The following is a 17,768-nucleotide window of genomic DNA, read 5'->3' on the forward strand; positions in this document are numbered from 1 at the left end:
CGGACCGGCGCGAAGCCGGTCCGCTTCGTACCGGTTCACCCCTGCGCCGTCGGCCGTATGACGATATCGCCGACATCGACATCGTCGGGCTGCTCGATGGCAAAGGCGATGGCGCGGCCGACCGCATCGGGCGAGATCGCCATCTCCTCCATGCTTTTGGTAATGCCGGCTTTCACGGCCGGGCTGGTCAGGGAGTCTGCGAAATTGGTCCTGATGAAGCCCGGCGAGATATTGGTGACGCGCAGGTTCGGGCCGGCCTCCTGGCGCAGGCCCTCGGCAATGGTGCGCATGGCATTCTTCGTGCCGGCATAGACGGCCATGGTCGGCTTGATGGTGATGCCCGCCGTCGACAGCGTGTTGACGAAATGGCCGAAACCCTGGCGGCGGAAGACGGGCAGGGCGGCGGCGATGCCATAGAGCGGCCCCCTGATATTGACGTCGATCATTTCCTCCCAGTCCTCGACGCGCAATTCGTCCATCGGCGAGATCGGTCCAATGCCGGCATTGTTGATCAGCACGTCGAGCTTTCCGTAGGTGTCGCAGGCAAGTGCCACGAGAGCTTCGAGATCCGTGCGCTTCCTGACATCGGTGACGCGATGAATGGCCTTGCCGTCGATGGCGATGATGCGCTCGGCCAGCGCTTCCAGCTTTTCGTTGCGCCTTGCACCGAGTACCACGCTGGCGCCGCGCTCCGCCAATATCAACGCGGTCGCTTCGCCGATGCCGCTGCTGGCGCCGGTGATGGCGATAACCTTGTCCTTGATCGGTGACATATTCGTTCTCCTTGTTCCTTTAGCCAAGGATTGCAGCGACGGCTTGGAGAATCTATGCTGTAGGCTCTGTCATTTCGTCGAGATCGTCCAGAAATCATGATCGATCCATTGTCCGATATGTTTTCGCTCGTTGATATCGAGAGCGCCCGCTGCACGCGCTTCGAGGTGGGCGGGCAATGGGCCTTCCGCTTTCCGCCGAAGCCAGCATTGAAATTCGTCGCCGTCCTCAGGGGAGGTTGCTGGATCATCCTGCAGGGCGAGCCGCCTTTTGTTCTTCGGGCCGGCGATACATTCCTGCTCGCCAATGCGCCGGCCTATGTCATCGCCAATGACCTCGCGAGCGAGCCGGAGGATGGCATTGCCTTCTTCGACTGGGAGCATTCCGACATTGCCCGGCACGGCGGCGACGAGACGGCGCTGATCGGCGGCAGTTTCACGCTCTCCGGCGGCAATGCGCAACTGCTCATCGATGCGCTGCCGCCCTTCATCCATATCCCGGCCGACGATCGTGCGGCCGGCATTCTGCGCGCCACGCTCGCAACCCTCGACGAGGAGCTCGGTGCCGGCGACATGGGCTCGACGCTGATGACGCGACGCATGGGCGATATCCTGCTGGTACAGGCGCTGCGCGCCCATGTCTCCCGCGTCGGGTCGGAAAATGCCGGCTGGATCGGCGCGCTCGGCAATCCGCAGATCGGCAAGGCGATCAGCCTTGTTCATAACGACCCCGGATATCGCTGGACGGTGGGCGAGCTTGCAAGCCGCATCGGCATGTCGCGCTCCGCCTTTGCCGAACGCTTCCGGACGCAGGTCGGCATCGCACCGCTCGATTACGTCACCCGCTGGCGGATGCATCGCGCCCGGGAATCGCTTCGGCGCGGGCAGGCGACGGTTGCGGGCCTTGCGGCCGATCTCGGCTATTCCTCCGAAAGTGCCTTTGGCAATGCTTTCAAGCGCGTCTTCGGCCGCGCGCCGAAACGCTACTGGCGGGATACCTGACAGAGCAGACCTGCGACGCTTCCGAGGGCAGGCGGACGGCTGGGCTTGGAATTGAGCTCATGCCTTGAAATCCAGAGCTCCCGCCTTCAGCAGCGAAGCATAATTCACTTCCGTCCATTCCTGCCTGGCGATCAGGTTCTGGATGCAGACATCGTTGGCGGTGGCGATCGTCGCGCCGGGCTGCACTTTCGACAGATAGCCCCTGGTCTGCGCGATGTTGCCGCTGACGACCGTCGCCACGGCATCGATCTTCAATGTCAGCTTCGGGGCGTCGGGGAATATGCCCTGGACGAACCAGACACCACCGCCCTTGGATTTAACCGCGCTGCCGATGGCGCCGCGGCGTGGCGTAAAGCCGGCACCGTTGTGAACGATCGCGCAGCCCGAATTGATCATCACGCTGACGGCGCGAACGCCGAAGACTTCAACCATGATGGCGGTCCACAAATCAGGGATGCCGGCGAGCATGCCTTCGGTATCCGCCTGATAGGCGAAACCGCCGCCTGCATGATCGCTGCACACGTTCGAATCCGTGCCGATTGCCGCGGCAGTCGGCCCGAGGCGGGTGTCCTTGATCACCAGATCGACGTTGCGGGCCGACATGCCGCCGCCGCCCGCCACCAGCTTGCCCGAGGGGTCGTTGACTTCGGCGGTGTTTCCGAGCAGTTCGCAGCCGCTGACATTTGCCGCCGAGCCCATGGAGAAGCGCAGCCCGCCGCCGCTGCTGTCGGCGGTGTTCTGCAGCACCTTGCTCTTGGAAATGTCGACCCGCGACAGGACCGAGGCATAGAGCCCGCCGCCGTCGTCCGCGCACCAGTTCTTTGACAGCGTGCTGTCGGAAATGCTGACCGCCGTCGTCTGCGCACGCTTGATTTCATCTGCGTTCCACGCGTCCCACTTGTTGAGGCTGAGCGCCGAGGTGGAGGCGAAATAGAAGAGGTGGTCCAGCGCTTCGGACCAGCGCGCGTTGATCAGGTCGAGGATCACGGCCTTGATGCCGCGCACCGGCGGGCTCGGGGCAGCGGGATTGGCCAGCCATTTGGCATAGTTGATGATGTCCCAGACGCTGATGTAGGACAGCGGCGAGCCGATGATCGCCTTCACCGCCGCCAGTTTCGAGGTCAGGAACTTCACCATGTCGATCTCCGACAGGTTGCGCGGCAGCTTGCCGGGCAGGGCCACCTCGCAGCCGACGCCGCCGCCATCGCGACGCCCCACATTTCCCGACCGGTTGCCGTCGATCAGGCAGGCATCGAGCGTCGGCCATCCATAGCCGACCACGGCGATGCCTGCGCCGCGGCCTTCGGCACTGTTGCCGCGAAACAGGCAGCGGCGGAAGGTGGGGCTTGCCCAGACGGTTGCCGCGCCGCCGCCGAAGGCCTGTCCGGCGAGCCAGTGGTTCGGCCGGCCCGGTCCGAGCTTTGCGTCGAAAGCCTTGCCGACTTCCGTGAGGATCGTGGCGCGGCTGACATGTGCAAGCTTCGGATAACCGGCAAGGACGAGGGCGAAGTTGGCGGTGTCGATGAGCGTGTTGATGAAGGACTCGACCGTCGGCGTGAAGATCGCGCCCACCAGATCGACCACCGCGTCGCGAAAGGCCGTGCGATCGGCTTCCGGCCAGGAGCCGATCGGCGCGGTCTCGGTCTGATTGTCGGTGAAAACACAGCGCTCGATCGTGACATTGTCGATATCGACCACCGCGATGCCGCCGCCGGCGCCCTGCGCTGGTTCTGTGCTCGTGTGCAGGGAACGGCCGCCGCGGATGCGCAACCCCTTGATCACGACCGGTCCGGCGCTCGCGCGCGTCGCGGGCGTGCCACTGATGCGCAGGACGCGCGCACGCGTGCCCGACTTGATCGTCAGCTCAGGCAATTTCTTTGGATCGAACCCGGCCGCGGTCGGATCAGCCAAGGGATTGGCCAGAAGGAAACTGCTGACGAGAGTGAGCGGCTTGTCGATCACCAGCTCACCTTCCTTGTAGCTCTCGGCATCCTGGATCACGATCGTGTCGCCGGCGACGGCAACCTTGAGGGCGGCCGTGATGCTGCGCGCCGGGGTCAGGGCCGTGTCGAACTTGCCGCCGGTCTTGCCCGTCTTGGCATTGACATAGCGGGTCGTCACACCTGCCGTCCTGTCTTGGGATCGTATTTCACCTCCACCGGCACAACCTGGTCGGTCGGCAGGATCTCCAGCCACTGGTCGAACACTTCATAATTGCCGGTGACGTTGGCGCGGAAACCGTCCTTCAGCGGATAGAAGCCGTGCTCGTAGACACGATCGATCGGCGTCGAGGTTACCACATTATCCTCGTCGACCAGCGTCGGATCGGCGATCTCGCTTTCCTTCGGGTATTGGCCGTTTTCAACGCCTTCGGCGTGTTTGCGACGGATCTTCTTCGCCAGGTCGAGGATCACGTCGATCACCTTCTGGCCGTTGAGCGGATTGCCGTTGATATCCTTCTCGTCGGGATTGTTGGTCTGGTAGATGTCTGCGTCGCCGATGCCGTTGAACCCTTCGACGCCTTTCAGCCAGTTGATCGCCGCTTCCTCCTTGCCCGGACGGATCGGGATGACCGCCTTCACCCAGGGGGCGTTGAGGAAGGCGTTGCGCATGTCGTCGCCGTCGAGTTGCAGCAGCCAGCCGAGGGAGCTGCCGAACCTCGCGGGCTCGGAATCCTCGGTTATGTAGTAGTTGTCGCGGAGCGGATCATCGATGCCGCCCCAACCGATGGTGCTGGGAGCAAGCTTGGCGGACTGCTGGCTGGCGTTGAAGGAGTACATGGTCTTGGCGACCGCCTTCGTAACCGTGCTGAACGCGGAGGAGACGGACGCGGAGGAGGCGAGAAAGTTGTTCGGCGCCGCCTTGGTTTCGCCGAGCTGCTGGGTGTAGACGCGGAGCCGCGGCCGCCACCATTCGGGCGCGACGAAGTACAGCATCTTGTCGATGTCGAAGATCGAGTTGATCAGCTCGGCCACGACATGCCGGGTGCGATCGTCCGGCATGGTGATGCCGTGCATCAGCATGTCCTGGATGAGCTTGCGGTAGACGACGATGCGCTCTTCCTCACGCAGGTCTTCGCTCGGCCGCGGCTTGATCTGGTGCGTGAGCTTGATGCGGTCCTTGGCGTTCTGGACGAAGGCCTTCTGGTACTCGGCCTGCTCCTTGGCCTTGAAAGCCTCGACGTTTTCCTTGTTCTTCTTGACCGCCTCGTCATTGGCGCCGTCGGTCGGCGTCCAGTGCAGCAGGAGCTTCACCTGTACGCTGTTCTGGCCCTGGAAATCGGCACTGTCGAGATGGAGGGTGAATTTCGCCTTGTCGGCGTTGTTGACGATATCGCCCTTGCGCGAGGCTGCCACCGGCTTGCCCTGGCCGTCGAACTCGACGCCGGTCAGCGCGTAATTGCCCTTGGGGCAGATGCATTCGATCGGGAAATCGGCCTGGATCTTTTCGAGGTTGCCGAATGCCTCGGAATCGTCGACCTCGATGCCGTCCTTATAGACCTCGCCCTCATTGTCCGCGTCGGTATCCTCGACCGAGATGAAGGGGATCGTCACCATCTTGTTCTCGCTGAAGGGCTGCAGCATCGGGATCTCGTCCGGCGCGTGCAGACCGTCCAGTTCCGCCGGCTTGGCGATGTGCATGAGGTCGGCGATGCCTAACGATTCACCGGGGCGATCGACGTAGGTCTGCCAGCAGAGATAGGTGCCGACGTCCTGCACCTGCACGGCCACCTGGCGCATCTTCCGGCGCAGCTCGTAATTGATCAGCGCCTGCGTCGAGTTCGTGAGCAGGTAACGCTTGCTGGACGTGTCGGTCGTCTCGGTTACGGTGCGGAAGGTGGTCTTGTAGTTCTTGCGTATCTCGGTGGAGAGCTTCTCCGTCTGCTGGCGCATGCGCTTGTGCGACTCCTCGCGCGCAGTCTGCTGCGAGGTGGAATAGTCGAAGCTGGATGTGGCCGTGACGGACGCGTATGAAGCAGTCACGCTCGCGCCGAACTTGATGTCCTGCTTATTGTCCTCCTTGACCGCCTCGCTGATCTCGTCCTGCTCCGTCTTTTCGCTTTCCGTCTTGGTGACGGTTTCGGTGAACGTCTCCAGGCTCTTTTCGACCAGCACGCGCCGCGTCTGCACCTCGATCAGCTCGACGGTGGAACCGGGGCTCATCCAGACGTGACTGACCGGCGAGCCGAGGAAGGAATCCAGCTCGAAGAAATACTGGCGGAACAGGTGCACGACGCTGATCGGCGACAGCGCCACGCGGCGGATGTCCTCCTGGTCCTGCGGGTTCAGGTTGTCGATGCTCAGATAGCCGTCGACGAGTTCGAGCGCGCCCAGGATGGCGGAGAGGTTGGCGGCCTGCAGCGCGTTGTTCTTCAGGCTGTAGAAGATCTGTTCGAGCTGGGCATGGTGATTATGCTCAGTCAGGTAGAGCAGTGCGCCGGCTTGCGAGGACTCGTTGCGCAGCTGGCTCTCGAACGCCTTCAGGTACAGGACCCGCTGACTGTCGACATCGCCCCTGTCGGCCTTCATTGCGAGACGCACCGGCGTGGTGTTGCTGCGGCAATGCTCGGTGTAGAGCCGGCTGTATTGCGGGATCACCACCTGCGTGAAGATCGATTCAATGGTGTCGCGGCTGATGATGTCGCGCCAGATGTCCGGCTTGTACTGCTCGTGCGGCGGCAGTTTCTTGGCCACGGTTTCAAGCACGACGCTGTCGAAGGTGCGCGGCTCGCCGAGCTCCAGCGCCCCAGGCTTTATGTCGATGCCGACCTGGCAGCCTTCGCGATAGTTGATGCTGACCTGCGGATTGAACTGGGTTCTCAGCCGGTTCAGCAGCGACTGCTTGTCCTGCTTGAAACCGTCGTTGAACCGGTGTTCCAGCCGCTTCGACTTCCAGCCGAGCAGCGGCTGGTAGATGCCGAACAGTTCGCTGGCATAGGGTCGGACGGTCGTGTAGTCGATGAGCTCCTGCAAGGTCTTGTTTGACGGCATATTCGCCTCCGCTGGTGAATGAAATTCGCAGTGGTATCGGCACGAGATATGGCGAGAAATTTTTGCGTGCCCCGATCTTTGGCCGGGGTTGCTCACATTGCATCTGGAAGCAGATTGGCGAATTGTAGCCTAACTCAGCGGCCTTGCGTAGGCGCTCCCGGCATCTCCAACGCGATCAGGTGAACAAATCCCTGCGGTAGTGTGCGAGTCTGGTACGCTGCTCCGTCAGTGCGAAAGCGCCTTCGGGATGAGCGTCAAGCGCGTTTGCGGTGTGCACTCCAGCGTTATTGATCGAGACGCTCAGCGAGCGGGAAACCGGCAGCCGAGCAAGACGCTCTTGACGGCGGGCCGCCGGGCGCCACTTCAACCGTCACTCACGCGGGGGTTCTGTTGCACCGGTTCGATCACTATCTCGTCTTCATTCTGCTCACGCTCGGCGGCGGGCTTCTCATCGGTCTCATCAATCTGCCGGATGAATGGTACCAGTCGCTCGCCAAGCCCTGGTTCACGCCGCCGGACTGGCTGTTCGGCCCGGCCTGGACGATCCTCTATATCCTCATCGGCATTGCAGGCGCGCGCACCTATGCTCGCAGCAGGCGGTCACCCGTCATGACCTGCTGGATCGCCCAGCTCGTCCTGAATTTCGCCTGGTCGCCCGCTTTCTTCGGCCTCAAATCCCCGAGCCTGGGGCTGATGATCATCATCCCGCTGCTTTTGCTGATCCTTGCCTTCATCGGCCTGTCCTGGAAGCGGGACCGGATATCGTCGGTCCTATTCATGCCCTATGCGGTCTGGGTGGCTTATGCGACGGCGCTCAATGCCGCCATCGCCTCGATGAACTAGGCGGAAAACCGGAAAGCGCGGTCAGTGAAATTTGCCGTTCGCCTTGTCGGCAATAGCAGCGCCCGAGATCAGGCGGTTGCGGTCGGAGGTCCAGGCGGCGACGAATTCCTTGCGGACCGCATCTGGAAAAGCCGTGCCCGCCAGAGCGGACTCGTTCGCGGCGCCAGGGGCGAGCGCCAGCTCGGCCCTGGTGGTCGACGCGATCCGGCCATAGGTGAAGGCGCGGGTGATCGGATCATTTTCCGCAGATTGCGGAGCGCATTTGCCGCCTTGCGGCGGGCGTGACGTCACCGCGGCCGTCCTTACCGTGACGCCGTCGCGGAACAGAAAACAGTAAGCCCTGTCTGCCGGGCCACCGATCACGGACTGCGGCTCGATCACATAGCCGCGCACCGGAAACTGGGCATTCGAAGCCGACCAGATACGCTTCTCGATATGGCGCGCACAGGCCCGCATGTCGGTCGCTGCTGCGTCGCGGCAGGCGGAGACTGTCCAGCGCGCCAGCTGTGCGGCGCTCGGCAAGGCGAGCGTCACCGTCGCCTCGGTGTTCAGTTCCCTGTAGGTGCAGCGCTGGAGTTCGACGCCCGGCCAGTCGTCCGTCGTCGTCGGCGAGCACGATGATCTCATATACTGGCCGCCGCTGATGCGCGTCTCGAAGCGGTGTTCCATTTCGGCCGTCAGCGATGCCAGGTCGGTTTCTGCCGCCTGCGTGATACGCGTGGCGCAGGCAGCGAGCAGAATGGCAAGCCCGACGTTTCTCGAGGTCATAAGAAGCAGCCGCCGCATTTTACCGTCCTTGCGAGATTTTTGGAGGAAATACTTTCAACCTGGGGAGACAAAGTTGCTTTTATTGTCGTTAATATTGCACAATCCAAGATTAAATGAAATAGTGACTTGGGTCGTTCACGTTGCACCGAAGCCGAGCAGAGGAGCCGCAGACCATGTCTCTCTACATGCTTCAACTATCCCGCGTTTTAGTAACGCTTGGCATTGCAGTGCTTGCCTTTCACGCTTACGCCGCCGAACCGCCGACAAGCTCGGCCGACGTCCTCAAGGCCGTTGAATTCCCCGCGGCGACGCCGCTCGACGAGTCCTACCGGGGAGAGTTCGTCGGTTGCGACGGCGCGGCCGGAGCGAGCAGGAAGGACAAGTTTCTCGGTTTCAACCTAAGGCTTCCTGGTGTCGCGGAATCGAAACAGTACTATCTGTGCAGTCGCGACCCCAGCAATGTGAAGGCGTTGCTGCGCCTCAAGGACGGCGCGATCTACTGGCGCAGCAAGATGGCGCTCGACGTCGACGGATCCTGGGCGGCATGGAACGGTCTGCCCGGTGCTACCGATCTGAAGGAGACGTCGTACAAGTGGCCGGGCTCCTCCAATCCTTCCGCGCAGTCCGCACAAATCGATCCGGACCGCATTCCCTTCATCGTGATGCCGACGGCCGGCCTTTCCAGGATAACCGGCAACAAGAGCGGTGAAATGGGCCGCATGTTCGCTGAGAAGACCGGGCTGCGGCTCGGCGATATGGGCGTCGTCGTCTACAAGGACCGGTGGACGCCGGTTCTGATCGCGGATGGTGGTCCTTTCATGCGGCTCGGCGAGGGATCGAGCAGGGTCTTCGAGGCAATCGGCGAAAGCCGTTGCAAGAAGTGGAACAGCGATGGAACGGCCTGCGTCGGGCCGGGACACGTTTACCCCTACAAGAATTTCGGTCTCGGCCATGACGTGATCTTCATCGTCTACCCAGGCAGCCGGGACACCGCTCTCAAGCCGGAGAACGCCATCTCGAAAATGTGTGCCTTTGCCAAGGAGAAGCTCAACCTGACGGGCGGCGCAATGTGCCCGTGATGTTTCCACGCAAGCAGGAGAGGAGTTTGCGATGCGTTACCTTTTGCCATTGAGCATTTTGATACTTGCCGGCGCGACCGGCGAGCTCAGCGCGGCGACCTTTGGAAAATGCAAGTTCAATACAGAGACCATGGCCTTTGCGGGAAGCCCTGGGGAACAGGCATCCTGTCTGCTGCGCAAGGTGAAAATACTGGGAAATGTCGACGCCACACCCGCGCAGCTGCCGTCCAATCTCGCAGGCTTCATCGGCCAGCCGGTCACCATCTCCAAGCCGAAGCTGCGGCAGGCACTTTCCGGCCAGGGACTGACCGAGGCCGGGCTCGGAGGCAGTCTCGACGCGCCCTTGTCCCGCGGCAACACGAACAATCCGCAGGCACCGATGGCGCGCTACTTCGTCATTCACGATACGAGTTCGCCGAATTTCGGGAACGTGGCGCAGTTTCCCGCTGACATCGATACCAGCAACCAGGTCAATCGGCTCGACGGTTTCAAGAGCCCGTCGAACGCCAAGGCGCACATATTCCTCAACCGCCGGGGCGAGATCTATGTCGGCCATGATTTTGGCGTGCCTTGGCGCGCAACCAAGCTGGAACAGCAGATCGGCACTTTGTCGCGCGGCATGTTCCTGCACATCGAGAACGTGCAGCCGCGCAGGAAGCACCCGAGCCAGCCTGATGGTAACGCGCCAACGCCCGGTTTCTCGACAACCCAGTATGACCGGCTCGCGCTGCTTTACCTCATGGCAAGCATGCGCGCCCAAACCGGCCTCGTAATAGACCAGGGCCTCAGCGACGGGCATGACGACCCGCAGAATTTCAGCCTGGAGGATTTCGATGCCGCACTTGGACGCCTTCTCGCCAGTGTGAGTTAGAATATCGCTCTCGACTAGGCGTGGCGTAAACTGAAGTCGCTGGTTCCTTTTGGGTAGAGACTTCCGTTACGGGTGCTGCTGGAAGCATCGACGGTAAGCCATTGAATATCGAGGGAAAGGCGAGCGCTCGAAGCTGAGGAGCAATTCCGGCAAAACGGCACCGCGGTTTGTGGGCGTAATTGCGTGGAAACAAGAAGAGCCGATTTGCTTGCCGCGCAGCTCGCTCAGTCCTAAAGTCGAAGCGGACATTGTCCCGTTTTGAGGGAGAAGCGCGATGCCGTCGAGTTTCAATGTCGAAAGTGCCGATGGTTACGAGCAGCTGATGGGGCGCTGGAGCAAGAAGCTCGCGCCCGGGCTCGTCGATTTCGCCGGGCTTGCGGATGGGGAAAGCATTCTCGATGTCGGCTGCGGCACGGGAAGCCTCACCTTCACGCTGGCGAAAAATCCCCGCCTGAAGGCAATCTCGGCCATCGATTTTTCGCCGGTCTTCGTGGAGGCTGCAAGCCGGCGCAATACGGACCCGCGCATCGCTATTCGCGAGGCGGATGCCTGCGCGCTGCCCTTCGAGGATAACAGTTTCGACCGGGCGCTATCGCTGCTCGTGCTGCATTTCGTGCCGGAGGCCGGCAAGGCTGTGGCCGAGATGCGGCGCGTCGTGCGTCCTGGCGGTGTCGTTGCCGCCGCCGTCTGGGATCACTATGGCGGCATGTCCGGCATGCGCATGATGTGGGATACGGTGGCGATGATCGACGCGAATGCGCGGACGATGCGCCATCGCTATTGCTTCCAGCCGATGACGCAGCCGGGAAAAATGAAGGCGAGCTTTGTCGGCAATGGTCTCGTCGATGTCGAGGAGACCTCGCTGACGATTCGCATGGATTACGGTTCGTTCGCCGACTTTTGGGATCCGATCGCCTCGGGCGAAGGTCCGCTCGGCAAATATGTGGCTGGCCTGGATGCGGAGATGCGCAGGCGGGTCGATGCCTCGGTGAGGGATGCCTATGAGGCCGGAGAGCCGGACGGGCCGCGGTCGTTTGCCTCGGTCGCCTGGGCGTGCCGGGGCAGGGTGCCGGGATAGCCGCGGCAAAGCTTTGTTTCCACACCGCCATGCACCGTGCCGGAGCCGCTTTAGATCCCGGACCTCCGGCGATCGCGATACAAGCCGATGCTGATCACATTCGGTCCAAGGTCCCTTTTCTGCGGCAGTATCTTGGCCTGCTCAGTGGAGGCTTCGGCAGGCTGTTCCGCTCCGGCAGACTGTTCCATTGTCTGGGGAATGTCTGCCCGTTGGGCCTCCACCAGCGCCCTCAGGTCCCGCACATTGCCGTAGAGCTGCGCCACCAGCTTGCGATAATAATCGACGACCTGCTGATGCTCCTCGCGTGAAACGTAGCGTTCCCGAAACCACTGAACCATGTCATTTCCACCTGCTTGCTTACGGCAGGGAAACTTCCCGCCATGGGAAGCGGTTCCGAAATGGTCGGGTTATGGTTAAGGTTTCGTTGCCGTTGCGGGCTGGCCGGGCAGAGAGAGGGAAGCGCCCGATCGCGTTCCCTCAATCCGCTTTCGTCACTTGCCCTGCTTGCGAAGCGCTTCGAGCAGCACGCTCGCCGTCGGGCCTGACGAGGCGGGATTCTGGCCGGTGATCAGCTGGCCGTCGACAACGGTGTGAACACCCCAGTCCTTCACCTTGGAGAAGGTGGCGCCGAGGTTCAGGAGCTCGTCCTCGACGAGGAAGGGCACGACCTTGGTGAGGCCCACGGCTTCCTCTTCGCCGTTGGTGAAGCCGGTGACCGTGCGGCCGGCGACGAACGGCGTGCCGTCGGGCTTCTTCACGCGATGCAGGGTGCCCGGCGCATGGCAGACGAGGGCGATGGTCTTGCCGGCGGCGATGAAGCTCTCGATCAGCCTGATGGAATTCGGGTCTTCTGCGAGATCCCACATCGGCCCGTGACCGCCGGGATAGAAGACCGTGTCGAAATCGGCCTGATTGACACTGTCGAGGCGAACCGTCCTGGCGAGCTGCGCCTTGGCGGGTTCGTCGGCATTGAAGCGGCGCGTCAGTTCGGTCTGGAACATCGGCTCGTCGCTCTTGGGATCGAGCGGCGGCTGGCCGCCCTTGGGAGACGCGAGCGTTATCTCGGCGCCGGCTTCCTTGAAGACGTAGAAGGGTGCGGCAAGCTCTTCGAGCCAGAAGCCGGTCTTCTTGCCGGTGTTGCCGAGCTGGTCATGCGAAGTCAAAACCATGAGGACTTTCATGCTGCTTCTCCCTGTTGGCGTGGTTGATTGGCATGCGCTGAAAACTGGGGATTTCGAATGCCGGGGCAAGCCCCGGCGCGTCGCAATGTCAGGCCTCTCAGGGCTGCGGCCTCCTTCAGCCCAGCCTTGCCAGCACCTCGGCTGCGGCCTTCAGATCCGGTGTGTCTCTGCCTTCCGTGAAACTCTCGTAGACCGGCCGCAGCAGCGCCTTCGCATCTCCGGCACGCTCGCGTCCGGCCCAGTGGCTGGCGAGGTCCGTGGCGGTGCGGATTTCCCAGGCTTTGGCGCCCTGTATGCGGGCGAGTTGCAGCGATTGGGTGAAATAGTCCTCGGCCGACATGTTGCTCAGTTCGGGAGCCGAAAGCAGGATGGCGCCGCGCAGGCGCAGGAGTTCGGGCAGGTAGGAAGTATAGCCCTTCTCCTCGATCCCCTGGCTGGTTTCCTCGGCAAGCGACCAGGCTTCGGCAAGGTCGCCGCTTTCGGCAAGCGCCGTGGCGATGACGATGTTGAAGCGGATGGAGAAGAGCTCGAAGCGGGCGGCGTGGAGTTTCTCGAGGTGGCGCCGCAAGGTGGCGACACCGGTTTCGACATCGCCACGGCGTATGGAAAGCTCGGCCTTGAAGGCGTTGCCCATATGGAGATAGGGGCCGGTGGAATGGGTTTCGGCACGCGCGACGAACCAGTCCAGATGTTCTTCGGCGAGATCGAGATCGCCGACCCAGAGAAGAGCTGCCACTGCATTGATGACGATTGCGAAAGCGACGGGATGGCGCATGGCTTCCGCTTCCCCGACAGCCTCGTCGATCGCGTCGCGCATCTGTGCCGTATGACCCTGCAGCCAGAGGGCCGTGACCCAGCCGATGCCGGCCCAGCTGTAATGGTCGAAGCCGTAATGAATCTGGCGGCTGGCAAGTGGATTGTCGGGTTCTAGAACGGTTTCCAACTCGACTCGCGCGTTGGCCAGCCCTCCCATGACGCAGAGCGAGACGCCCATCAGCGTGTGGGAAAGTGCGGTTGCCGCCGGGTCTCCAAGCGTCGCTGCAATTTCGGCACAGCGTTTTGCCTGGAGCAGGCATTGCCTCTGTTCGCCGCTGCGCAGGTGATAGAAATAGATGGGTCCGATGAGGCGCACGGCATTGAGATAATCGCCGCGCATCTGCGCGATCTCGAAGCTTCTGTTCAATGCGGCAACGGTGGCTTCATGGTGGCCGCGCGTGAACATCATGGAGACGCCGAGCGAGGCCTGCAGCTGCATTTCCTCGCTGCCGCCACGGGTCGTCTCGTCCAGCGCCTGCAGCGCGCGTTCGGTCCAGCGGTGGCATTCCGGCAGCAGTCCCATTGCGCGCGAAACGGGGGCGGCCGCAGCGGCAAGGCCGATGCCGATCTGCCTGTCGCCGGAGTCGCCGAAGCACCAGTCGAGAGCGGCGCGCACATTGTTGATCGCTGCAAAATGCGGGGCGCGCTCGTTGGCGGTCGACAATGTCGACCATTCGCTGCCGTTCTGTTCCAGCCAGCGGCGGAAATAGGCGGCATGACGGCCGGAGAGCTCCGTCCATTCGGCCGTATCGGTGCAGAGGTCGATCGCATAGGCGCGGGTGGTGTCCAGCAGCCGGTAGCGCATCATGGCGCCGAGCGGGCGGGCGGCCACCATGGATTTTTCCACCAGGCTGTCGATTGCGGCAAAGACGGCAGCGCGGTCGAGCGTGTCGTTCGTGACCACTTCAAGAGCGGCATCCAGCGTGAAATGGCCGACGAAGACGGCGAGCCGCCTCAGCACCGCGCGCTCGAGATCCGAGAGCAGGCTGTAGCTCCAGTCGAGCGTGGCCTGCAATGTCTGCTGGCGCGGCGGCGCCGTGCGCAGGCCATGCCACAGAAGCGTCAGGCGCTGGTCGAGAAGGGCTGCCGTCTGTTCCAGCCCATAGGCCTCGACGCGGCGGGCGGCGAGCTCGATTGCGAGCGCCACGCCATCGAGCTTGCGGCAGATATCGCTGACAATGGCGGCTTCCGCATCGCTGACATCGAGATGCGCGCCGTTTGCCATGGCGCGCTCGATGAAGAGTTGCGTTGCCGGAAACTGCTCGATCGCGCTGACGGAAAAGCCGGGAGCCTCCGGCGGATAAGCCAATGCGTCCAGCCGGTAGATACGCTCACCCTCGATGCGCAATGCCTCGCGGCTGGTGGCGAGCACGTGCACTTCGGGCGCGGCCTCCAGGATGGTCTCGACCAGGGCGGCGATCGCCTCGACGAGGTGTTCGCAGGTATCGAGCACCAGCAGGAAGCGCTTGTCTCTCAGGAAACGGATCAGATCCGGCGTCGGGTCCTCGGCCTGCACCGACAGGCCCAGCATGGAAGCAATGGTGGTGGCCGCCAGTCCGGGATCTGTGATCACGCTGAAATCGACGAAGAGCACATGGCCAGCGAAATCCTCCGCCACCTGATGGGCGGCTGATATCGCGACCGTCGTCTTGCCGACGCCGCCGGGGCCGACGATGGTGACGAAACGGGAATCCGTCAGCTGTGCCGCGAGCTTCATCACGTCGACGTCGCGGCCGATCATCCGGCCAAGGCGCGGGGGTAGATTGGCATGTGAAAAATGCGGTGTGGCAGCGGATGGGCCGTTCCGTTCTGCAGGCGCCAGCGAAACGGGCGCGACGAAGCAATAGCCGCGCCCGGGAACCGTCGTGATGTAGCGCGCTCCGGCCTGGCCGTCGCCGAGCGCCTTGCGCAGGCCGGTCATGTGGAAGCGCAGGCTGCCTTCCTCGACCAGGGCATCGGGCCAGACCTGCGCCATCAGGTCCTTCTTGGAGATGATCTCGTTGGGGGCGGTCACGAGTGCGATGAGGATGTCGAGCGCGCGTCCGCCGAGCTCTATGGGAGCGCCGTCTTTCGTCAGCAGCCGTTCGCTGACGGCCAGCCGGAACGGGCCGAAGCGAAATCCGCCGATATCCTCGTCCACCCCATTCGCCACGGCGTTTCTTCCCCGCCAGCCCCTGTGCGGGGCGAACTTTAGAGCAAGTATCTGGCCTGCGCCATACGGCAATCGCCTTGTTTCGCCCTCGCGGTCCCGAGCTTTGCGACCTCTGATAAGTGCTTGCGCAATGAGTGCCCGTTTAGCGGATCTCCGCGTGCGGCTTGCAAGAGCTAACAGCCTCTAACAAGCCCTAACGGGCCATGCACCGCCTTCTCCCGTAGGTTCCTGCCAGCACAAAAGTGCAGCCGGAACATTCCCGAATTCAAGGAGATCGCCATGCATACCGATGTCGAAGAGATCGATCAGGACCGCCGCATGCTGCTGGGCGCTGCAACGCTTGGACTTGCCGCCGCCGGTACGATGGCGCTGATGCCGTCAGCTCTGGCAGCTGCGGCGGACCCCGAGGCGATCCGTCCCTTCCATGTGAAGTTCAAGGACGAGCAGCTGAAGGATCTGCACCGGCGCGTTGCCGCAACCCGCTGGCCGGACCGTGAGACAGTCTCCGACGATACGCAGGGCGTGCGGCTCGATACGATCCAGAAAGTCGCCAAATACTGGCGGGCGCATGACTGGCGCAAGGTCGAGGCACGGCTGAACTCCTTCCCGCAGTTCATGACCGAGATCGACGGGCTGGACATTCACTTCATCCATGTGAAGTCCAAGCATGAAAAGGCGTTGCCCATCATCATCACGCATGGCTGGCCGGGTTCGATCATCGAGCAGATGAAGATCATCAAGCCGCTGACCGACCCTACCGCCTTTGGCGGCACCGAAGCCGATGCCTTCCATGTCGTCATTCCCTCGCTGCCGGGCTACGGCTTCTCGGGCAAGCCGAAGGAAGCGGGCTGGAACCCGCCGCGCATCGCCAAGGCCTGGGCCGTGCTGATGCAGCGCCTCGGTTATACCAAATATGTCGCCCAGGGCGGCGACTGGGGCAATGCGGTGACCGAGCTCATGGCGGTGCAGGAGCCTGCCGGCCTCATCGGCATCCATACCAACATGGCAGCCACCGTGCCGCCCGACATCGCCAAGCTGCTGTCAGCAGGGGCGCCGGCGCCGGCCGATCTCACGGCCGATGAAAAACGCGCCTATGAGCAGCTCGACGATTTCTACAAGAACGGGCTCGGTTATGCGATCGAGATGAACAACCGGCCGCAGACGCTTTACGGCATCGTGGATTCGCCTGTTGGCCTCGCCTCGTGGATGCTCGACCACGACATCCGGAGCTACCGGATGATCGCCCGATCCTTCAACGGAGAAAAGGAAGGCCTGACGCCTGACGATGTCCTCGACAATGTCACGCTTTACTGGCTGACCAACACGGCGATCTCGTCTGCGCGGCTCTATTGGGACAATGCGCATTTCCCCTCCGGCGGCTTCTTCGATCCGCGCGGCATCAAGATCCCGGTCGCTGTCAGCGCCTTCCCGGACGAGATCTACCAGGCGCCGCAGAGCTGGGCCGAAAAGGCCTATCCGAAGCTCATCCACTACAACCGGCCGGCCAAGGGCGGGCATTTCGCCGCCTGGGAACAGCCGGAGCTGTTTACCGACGAGCTGCGCGCCTCCTTCAAGTCGCTGCGCGACCAGATCTGACGGGAGCTCGCGGCGCGGCAGCCCGCGCCGCTCTCCCTGAAAGCCAACCCTGTTTTCCCAAAGGAAAGAGATCATGAGCGATAACCAGATCGTCGATTCCAGCTTTAGCGCAATCATTAACGCGCCGATCGAGAAGATCGATATTCCTCGATGGTGCTTCACGCTGCCGGAGAAGGAATACCAGTCCTGCTCGCCCGCCCATATCGCCGCCGGCTTTACGACAGCGCCCGACGGCACGCGCATGTCGATCAATGTCGAGACGATCGGCGGCAGCCTGATGGTGCAGCATTATGTCGAAACGCTTGCCGAGAAGGATCACCTGATCCTCGATTCCGACTCCGACGTCTTCACCCCGACCGGCCGCCTCACCATCCATGTGACCTGGGAACTCAGCGTCAAGGCGATCGACGGCGGCAGGTGCGAGTTCACCAACCGGGTGCAGTCCTTCGCGACCGACGAAATGATGGCCTTCCTCGACCGGCAGGGCATTCCCTTCGAGGTGTTCCGCACGCAGCGCCAGCCGATGTCGATTGCCCACAACAAGGGCGAGACGCCGCTCTTTGCCGCCAGCATCGAGCGTTTCGCGCTGCGAAGCCAGCCGTCCAAAGCGGCATGAGCCCA

At 62.5% G+C, this 17,768-nt stretch carries 14 protein-coding genes; 7 read left to right on the forward strand and 7 right to left on the reverse strand.

The features are described from left to right. Nucleotides 1-35: 35 nt before the first annotated feature. On the reverse strand, nucleotides 36-773 hold the full coding sequence (locus FHX06_RS07190) for an SDR family oxidoreductase (protein WP_183878730.1): 738 nt from the start codon (nucleotides 771-773) through the stop codon (nucleotides 36-38). A 96-nt stretch (nucleotides 774-869) separates the two neighbouring features. On the opposite strand from FHX06_RS07190, the gene FHX06_RS07195 reads away from it, so the two are divergent. Further along, nucleotides 870-1,772 carry an AraC family transcriptional regulator gene (locus tag FHX06_RS07195; RefSeq protein WP_183878732.1) on the forward strand — a complete coding sequence of 301 codons (903 nt, stop codon included), beginning with the start codon at nucleotides 870-872 and terminating at the stop codon, nucleotides 1,770-1,772. A 57-nt stretch (nucleotides 1,773-1,829) separates the two neighbouring features. On the opposite strand, the gene FHX06_RS07200 is transcribed toward FHX06_RS07195, so the two are convergent. Beyond that, complete coding sequence (locus FHX06_RS07200) at nucleotides 1,830-3,893, reverse strand: hypothetical protein (protein WP_183878734.1); 2,064 nt, start codon at nucleotides 3,891-3,893, stop codon at nucleotides 1,830-1,832. Further along, nucleotides 3,890-6,763 carry a peptidoglycan-binding protein gene (locus FHX06_RS07205; protein WP_112545981.1) on the reverse strand — a complete coding sequence of 958 codons (2,874 nt, stop codon included), beginning with the start codon at nucleotides 6,761-6,763 and terminating at the stop codon, nucleotides 3,890-3,892. Before FHX06_RS07205 ends, FHX06_RS07200 begins: the two co-directional genes overlap by 4 nt. A 390-nt stretch (nucleotides 6,764-7,153) precedes the next feature. Between FHX06_RS07205 and FHX06_RS07210 the strand changes: the two genes are divergently transcribed. Further along, complete coding sequence (locus FHX06_RS07210) at nucleotides 7,154-7,606, forward strand: TspO/MBR family protein (protein ID WP_113015944.1); 453 nt, start codon at nucleotides 7,154-7,156, stop codon at nucleotides 7,604-7,606. 21 nt (nucleotides 7,607-7,627) lie between these two features. On the opposite strand, the gene FHX06_RS07215 is transcribed toward FHX06_RS07210, so the two are convergent. Continuing rightward, nucleotides 7,628-8,374 carry a hypothetical protein gene (locus tag FHX06_RS07215; RefSeq protein ID WP_183878735.1) on the reverse strand — a complete coding sequence of 249 codons (747 nt, stop codon included), beginning with the start codon at nucleotides 8,372-8,374 and terminating at the stop codon, nucleotides 7,628-7,630. Nucleotides 8,375-8,547: 173 nt separating this feature from the next. Between FHX06_RS07215 and FHX06_RS07220 the strand changes: the two genes are divergently transcribed. The 3 genes from FHX06_RS07220 to FHX06_RS07230 all read left to right on the forward strand — a co-directional run bounded on the left by FHX06_RS07220 (nucleotide 8,548) and on the right by FHX06_RS07230 (nucleotide 11,402). Continuing rightward, nucleotides 8,548-9,453, forward strand: coding sequence for a glycoside hydrolase family 75 protein (locus FHX06_RS07220; RefSeq protein WP_183878736.1), 906 nt, complete (start codon nucleotides 8,548-8,550; stop codon nucleotides 9,451-9,453). Between the two features lie 31 nt (nucleotides 9,454-9,484). Then, the gene (locus tag FHX06_RS07225) at nucleotides 9,485-10,324 is read left to right on the forward strand and encodes an N-acetylmuramoyl-L-alanine amidase (RefSeq protein ID WP_183878737.1); all 840 of its coding nucleotides are present in this window, start codon (nucleotides 9,485-9,487) and stop codon (nucleotides 10,322-10,324) included. 274 nt (nucleotides 10,325-10,598) lie between these two features. Next, complete coding sequence (locus tag FHX06_RS07230; protein WP_113213291.1) at nucleotides 10,599-11,402, forward strand: class I SAM-dependent methyltransferase; 804 nt, start codon at nucleotides 10,599-10,601, stop codon at nucleotides 11,400-11,402. A gap of 50 nt (nucleotides 11,403-11,452) precedes the next feature. On the opposite strand, the gene FHX06_RS07235 is transcribed toward FHX06_RS07230, so the two are convergent. The 3 genes from FHX06_RS07235 to FHX06_RS07245 all read right to left on the reverse strand — a co-directional run bounded on the left by FHX06_RS07235 (nucleotide 11,453) and on the right by FHX06_RS07245 (nucleotide 15,551). Next, a complete protein-coding gene (locus FHX06_RS07235) occupies nucleotides 11,453-11,740 on the reverse strand; it encodes a hypothetical protein (protein WP_183878738.1) in 288 nt (95 codons plus the stop codon). Between the two features lie 153 nt (nucleotides 11,741-11,893). Continuing rightward, nucleotides 11,894-12,583, reverse strand: coding sequence for a type 1 glutamine amidotransferase domain-containing protein (locus FHX06_RS07240; protein ID WP_183878739.1), 690 nt, complete (start codon nucleotides 12,581-12,583; stop codon nucleotides 11,894-11,896). Nucleotides 12,584-12,698: 115 nt separating this feature from the next. Further along, nucleotides 12,699-15,551 carry an ATP-binding protein gene (locus FHX06_RS07245; protein WP_183878740.1) on the reverse strand — a complete coding sequence of 951 codons (2,853 nt, stop codon included), beginning with the start codon at nucleotides 15,549-15,551 and terminating at the stop codon, nucleotides 12,699-12,701. Between the two features lie 279 nt (nucleotides 15,552-15,830). On the opposite strand from FHX06_RS07245, the gene FHX06_RS07250 reads away from it, so the two are divergent. Then, nucleotides 15,831-17,147, forward strand: a complete 1,317-nt coding sequence (locus FHX06_RS07250; protein ID WP_409564345.1) for an epoxide hydrolase family protein — start codon at nucleotides 15,831-15,833, stop codon at nucleotides 17,145-17,147. Nucleotides 17,148-17,220: 73 nt separating this feature from the next. Further along, on the forward strand, nucleotides 17,221-17,763 hold the full coding sequence (locus FHX06_RS07255; RefSeq protein WP_113147452.1) for a hypothetical protein: 543 nt from the start codon (nucleotides 17,221-17,223) through the stop codon (nucleotides 17,761-17,763). Nucleotides 17,764-17,768: the final 5 nt, after the last annotated feature.

The organism is Rhizobium sp. BK512 (assembly GCF_014194915.1).
Taxonomy (GTDB): Bacteria; Pseudomonadota; Alphaproteobacteria; order Rhizobiales; family Rhizobiaceae; genus Rhizobium.

Excerpts from the sequence above, each read along its gene's own strand:
- FHX06_RS07230 (WP_113213291.1), top strand. The coding sequence starts at position 10,599 with ATGCCGTCGAGTTTCAATGTCGAAAGTGCCGATGGTTACGAGCAGCTG.
- FHX06_RS07190 (WP_183878730.1), bottom strand. The coding sequence starts at position 773 with ATGTCACCGATCAAGGACAAGGTTATCGCCATCACCGGCGCCAGCAGC.
- FHX06_RS07235 (WP_183878738.1), bottom strand. The coding sequence starts at position 11,740 with ATGGTTCAGTGGTTTCGGGAACGCTACGTTTCACGCGAGGAGCATCAG.
- FHX06_RS07195 (WP_183878732.1), top strand. The coding sequence starts at position 870 with ATGATCGATCCATTGTCCGATATGTTTTCGCTCGTTGATATCGAGAGC.
- FHX06_RS07205 (WP_112545981.1), bottom strand. The coding sequence starts at position 6,763 with ATGCCGTCAAACAAGACCTTGCAGGAGCTCATCGACTACACGACCGTC.
- FHX06_RS07220 (WP_183878736.1), top strand. The coding sequence starts at position 8,548 with ATGTCTCTCTACATGCTTCAACTATCCCGCGTTTTAGTAACGCTTGGC.
- FHX06_RS07225 (WP_183878737.1), top strand. The coding sequence starts at position 9,485 with ATGCGTTACCTTTTGCCATTGAGCATTTTGATACTTGCCGGCGCGACC.
- FHX06_RS07255 (WP_113147452.1), top strand. The coding sequence starts at position 17,221 with ATGAGCGATAACCAGATCGTCGATTCCAGCTTTAGCGCAATCATTAAC.
- FHX06_RS07215 (WP_183878735.1), bottom strand. The coding sequence starts at position 8,374 with ATGACCTCGAGAAACGTCGGGCTTGCCATTCTGCTCGCTGCCTGCGCC.
- FHX06_RS07250 (WP_409564345.1), top strand. The coding sequence starts at position 15,831 with ATGCATACCGATGTCGAAGAGATCGATCAGGACCGCCGCATGCTGCTG.
- FHX06_RS07240 (WP_183878739.1), bottom strand. The coding sequence starts at position 12,583 with ATGAAAGTCCTCATGGTTTTGACTTCGCATGACCAGCTCGGCAACACC.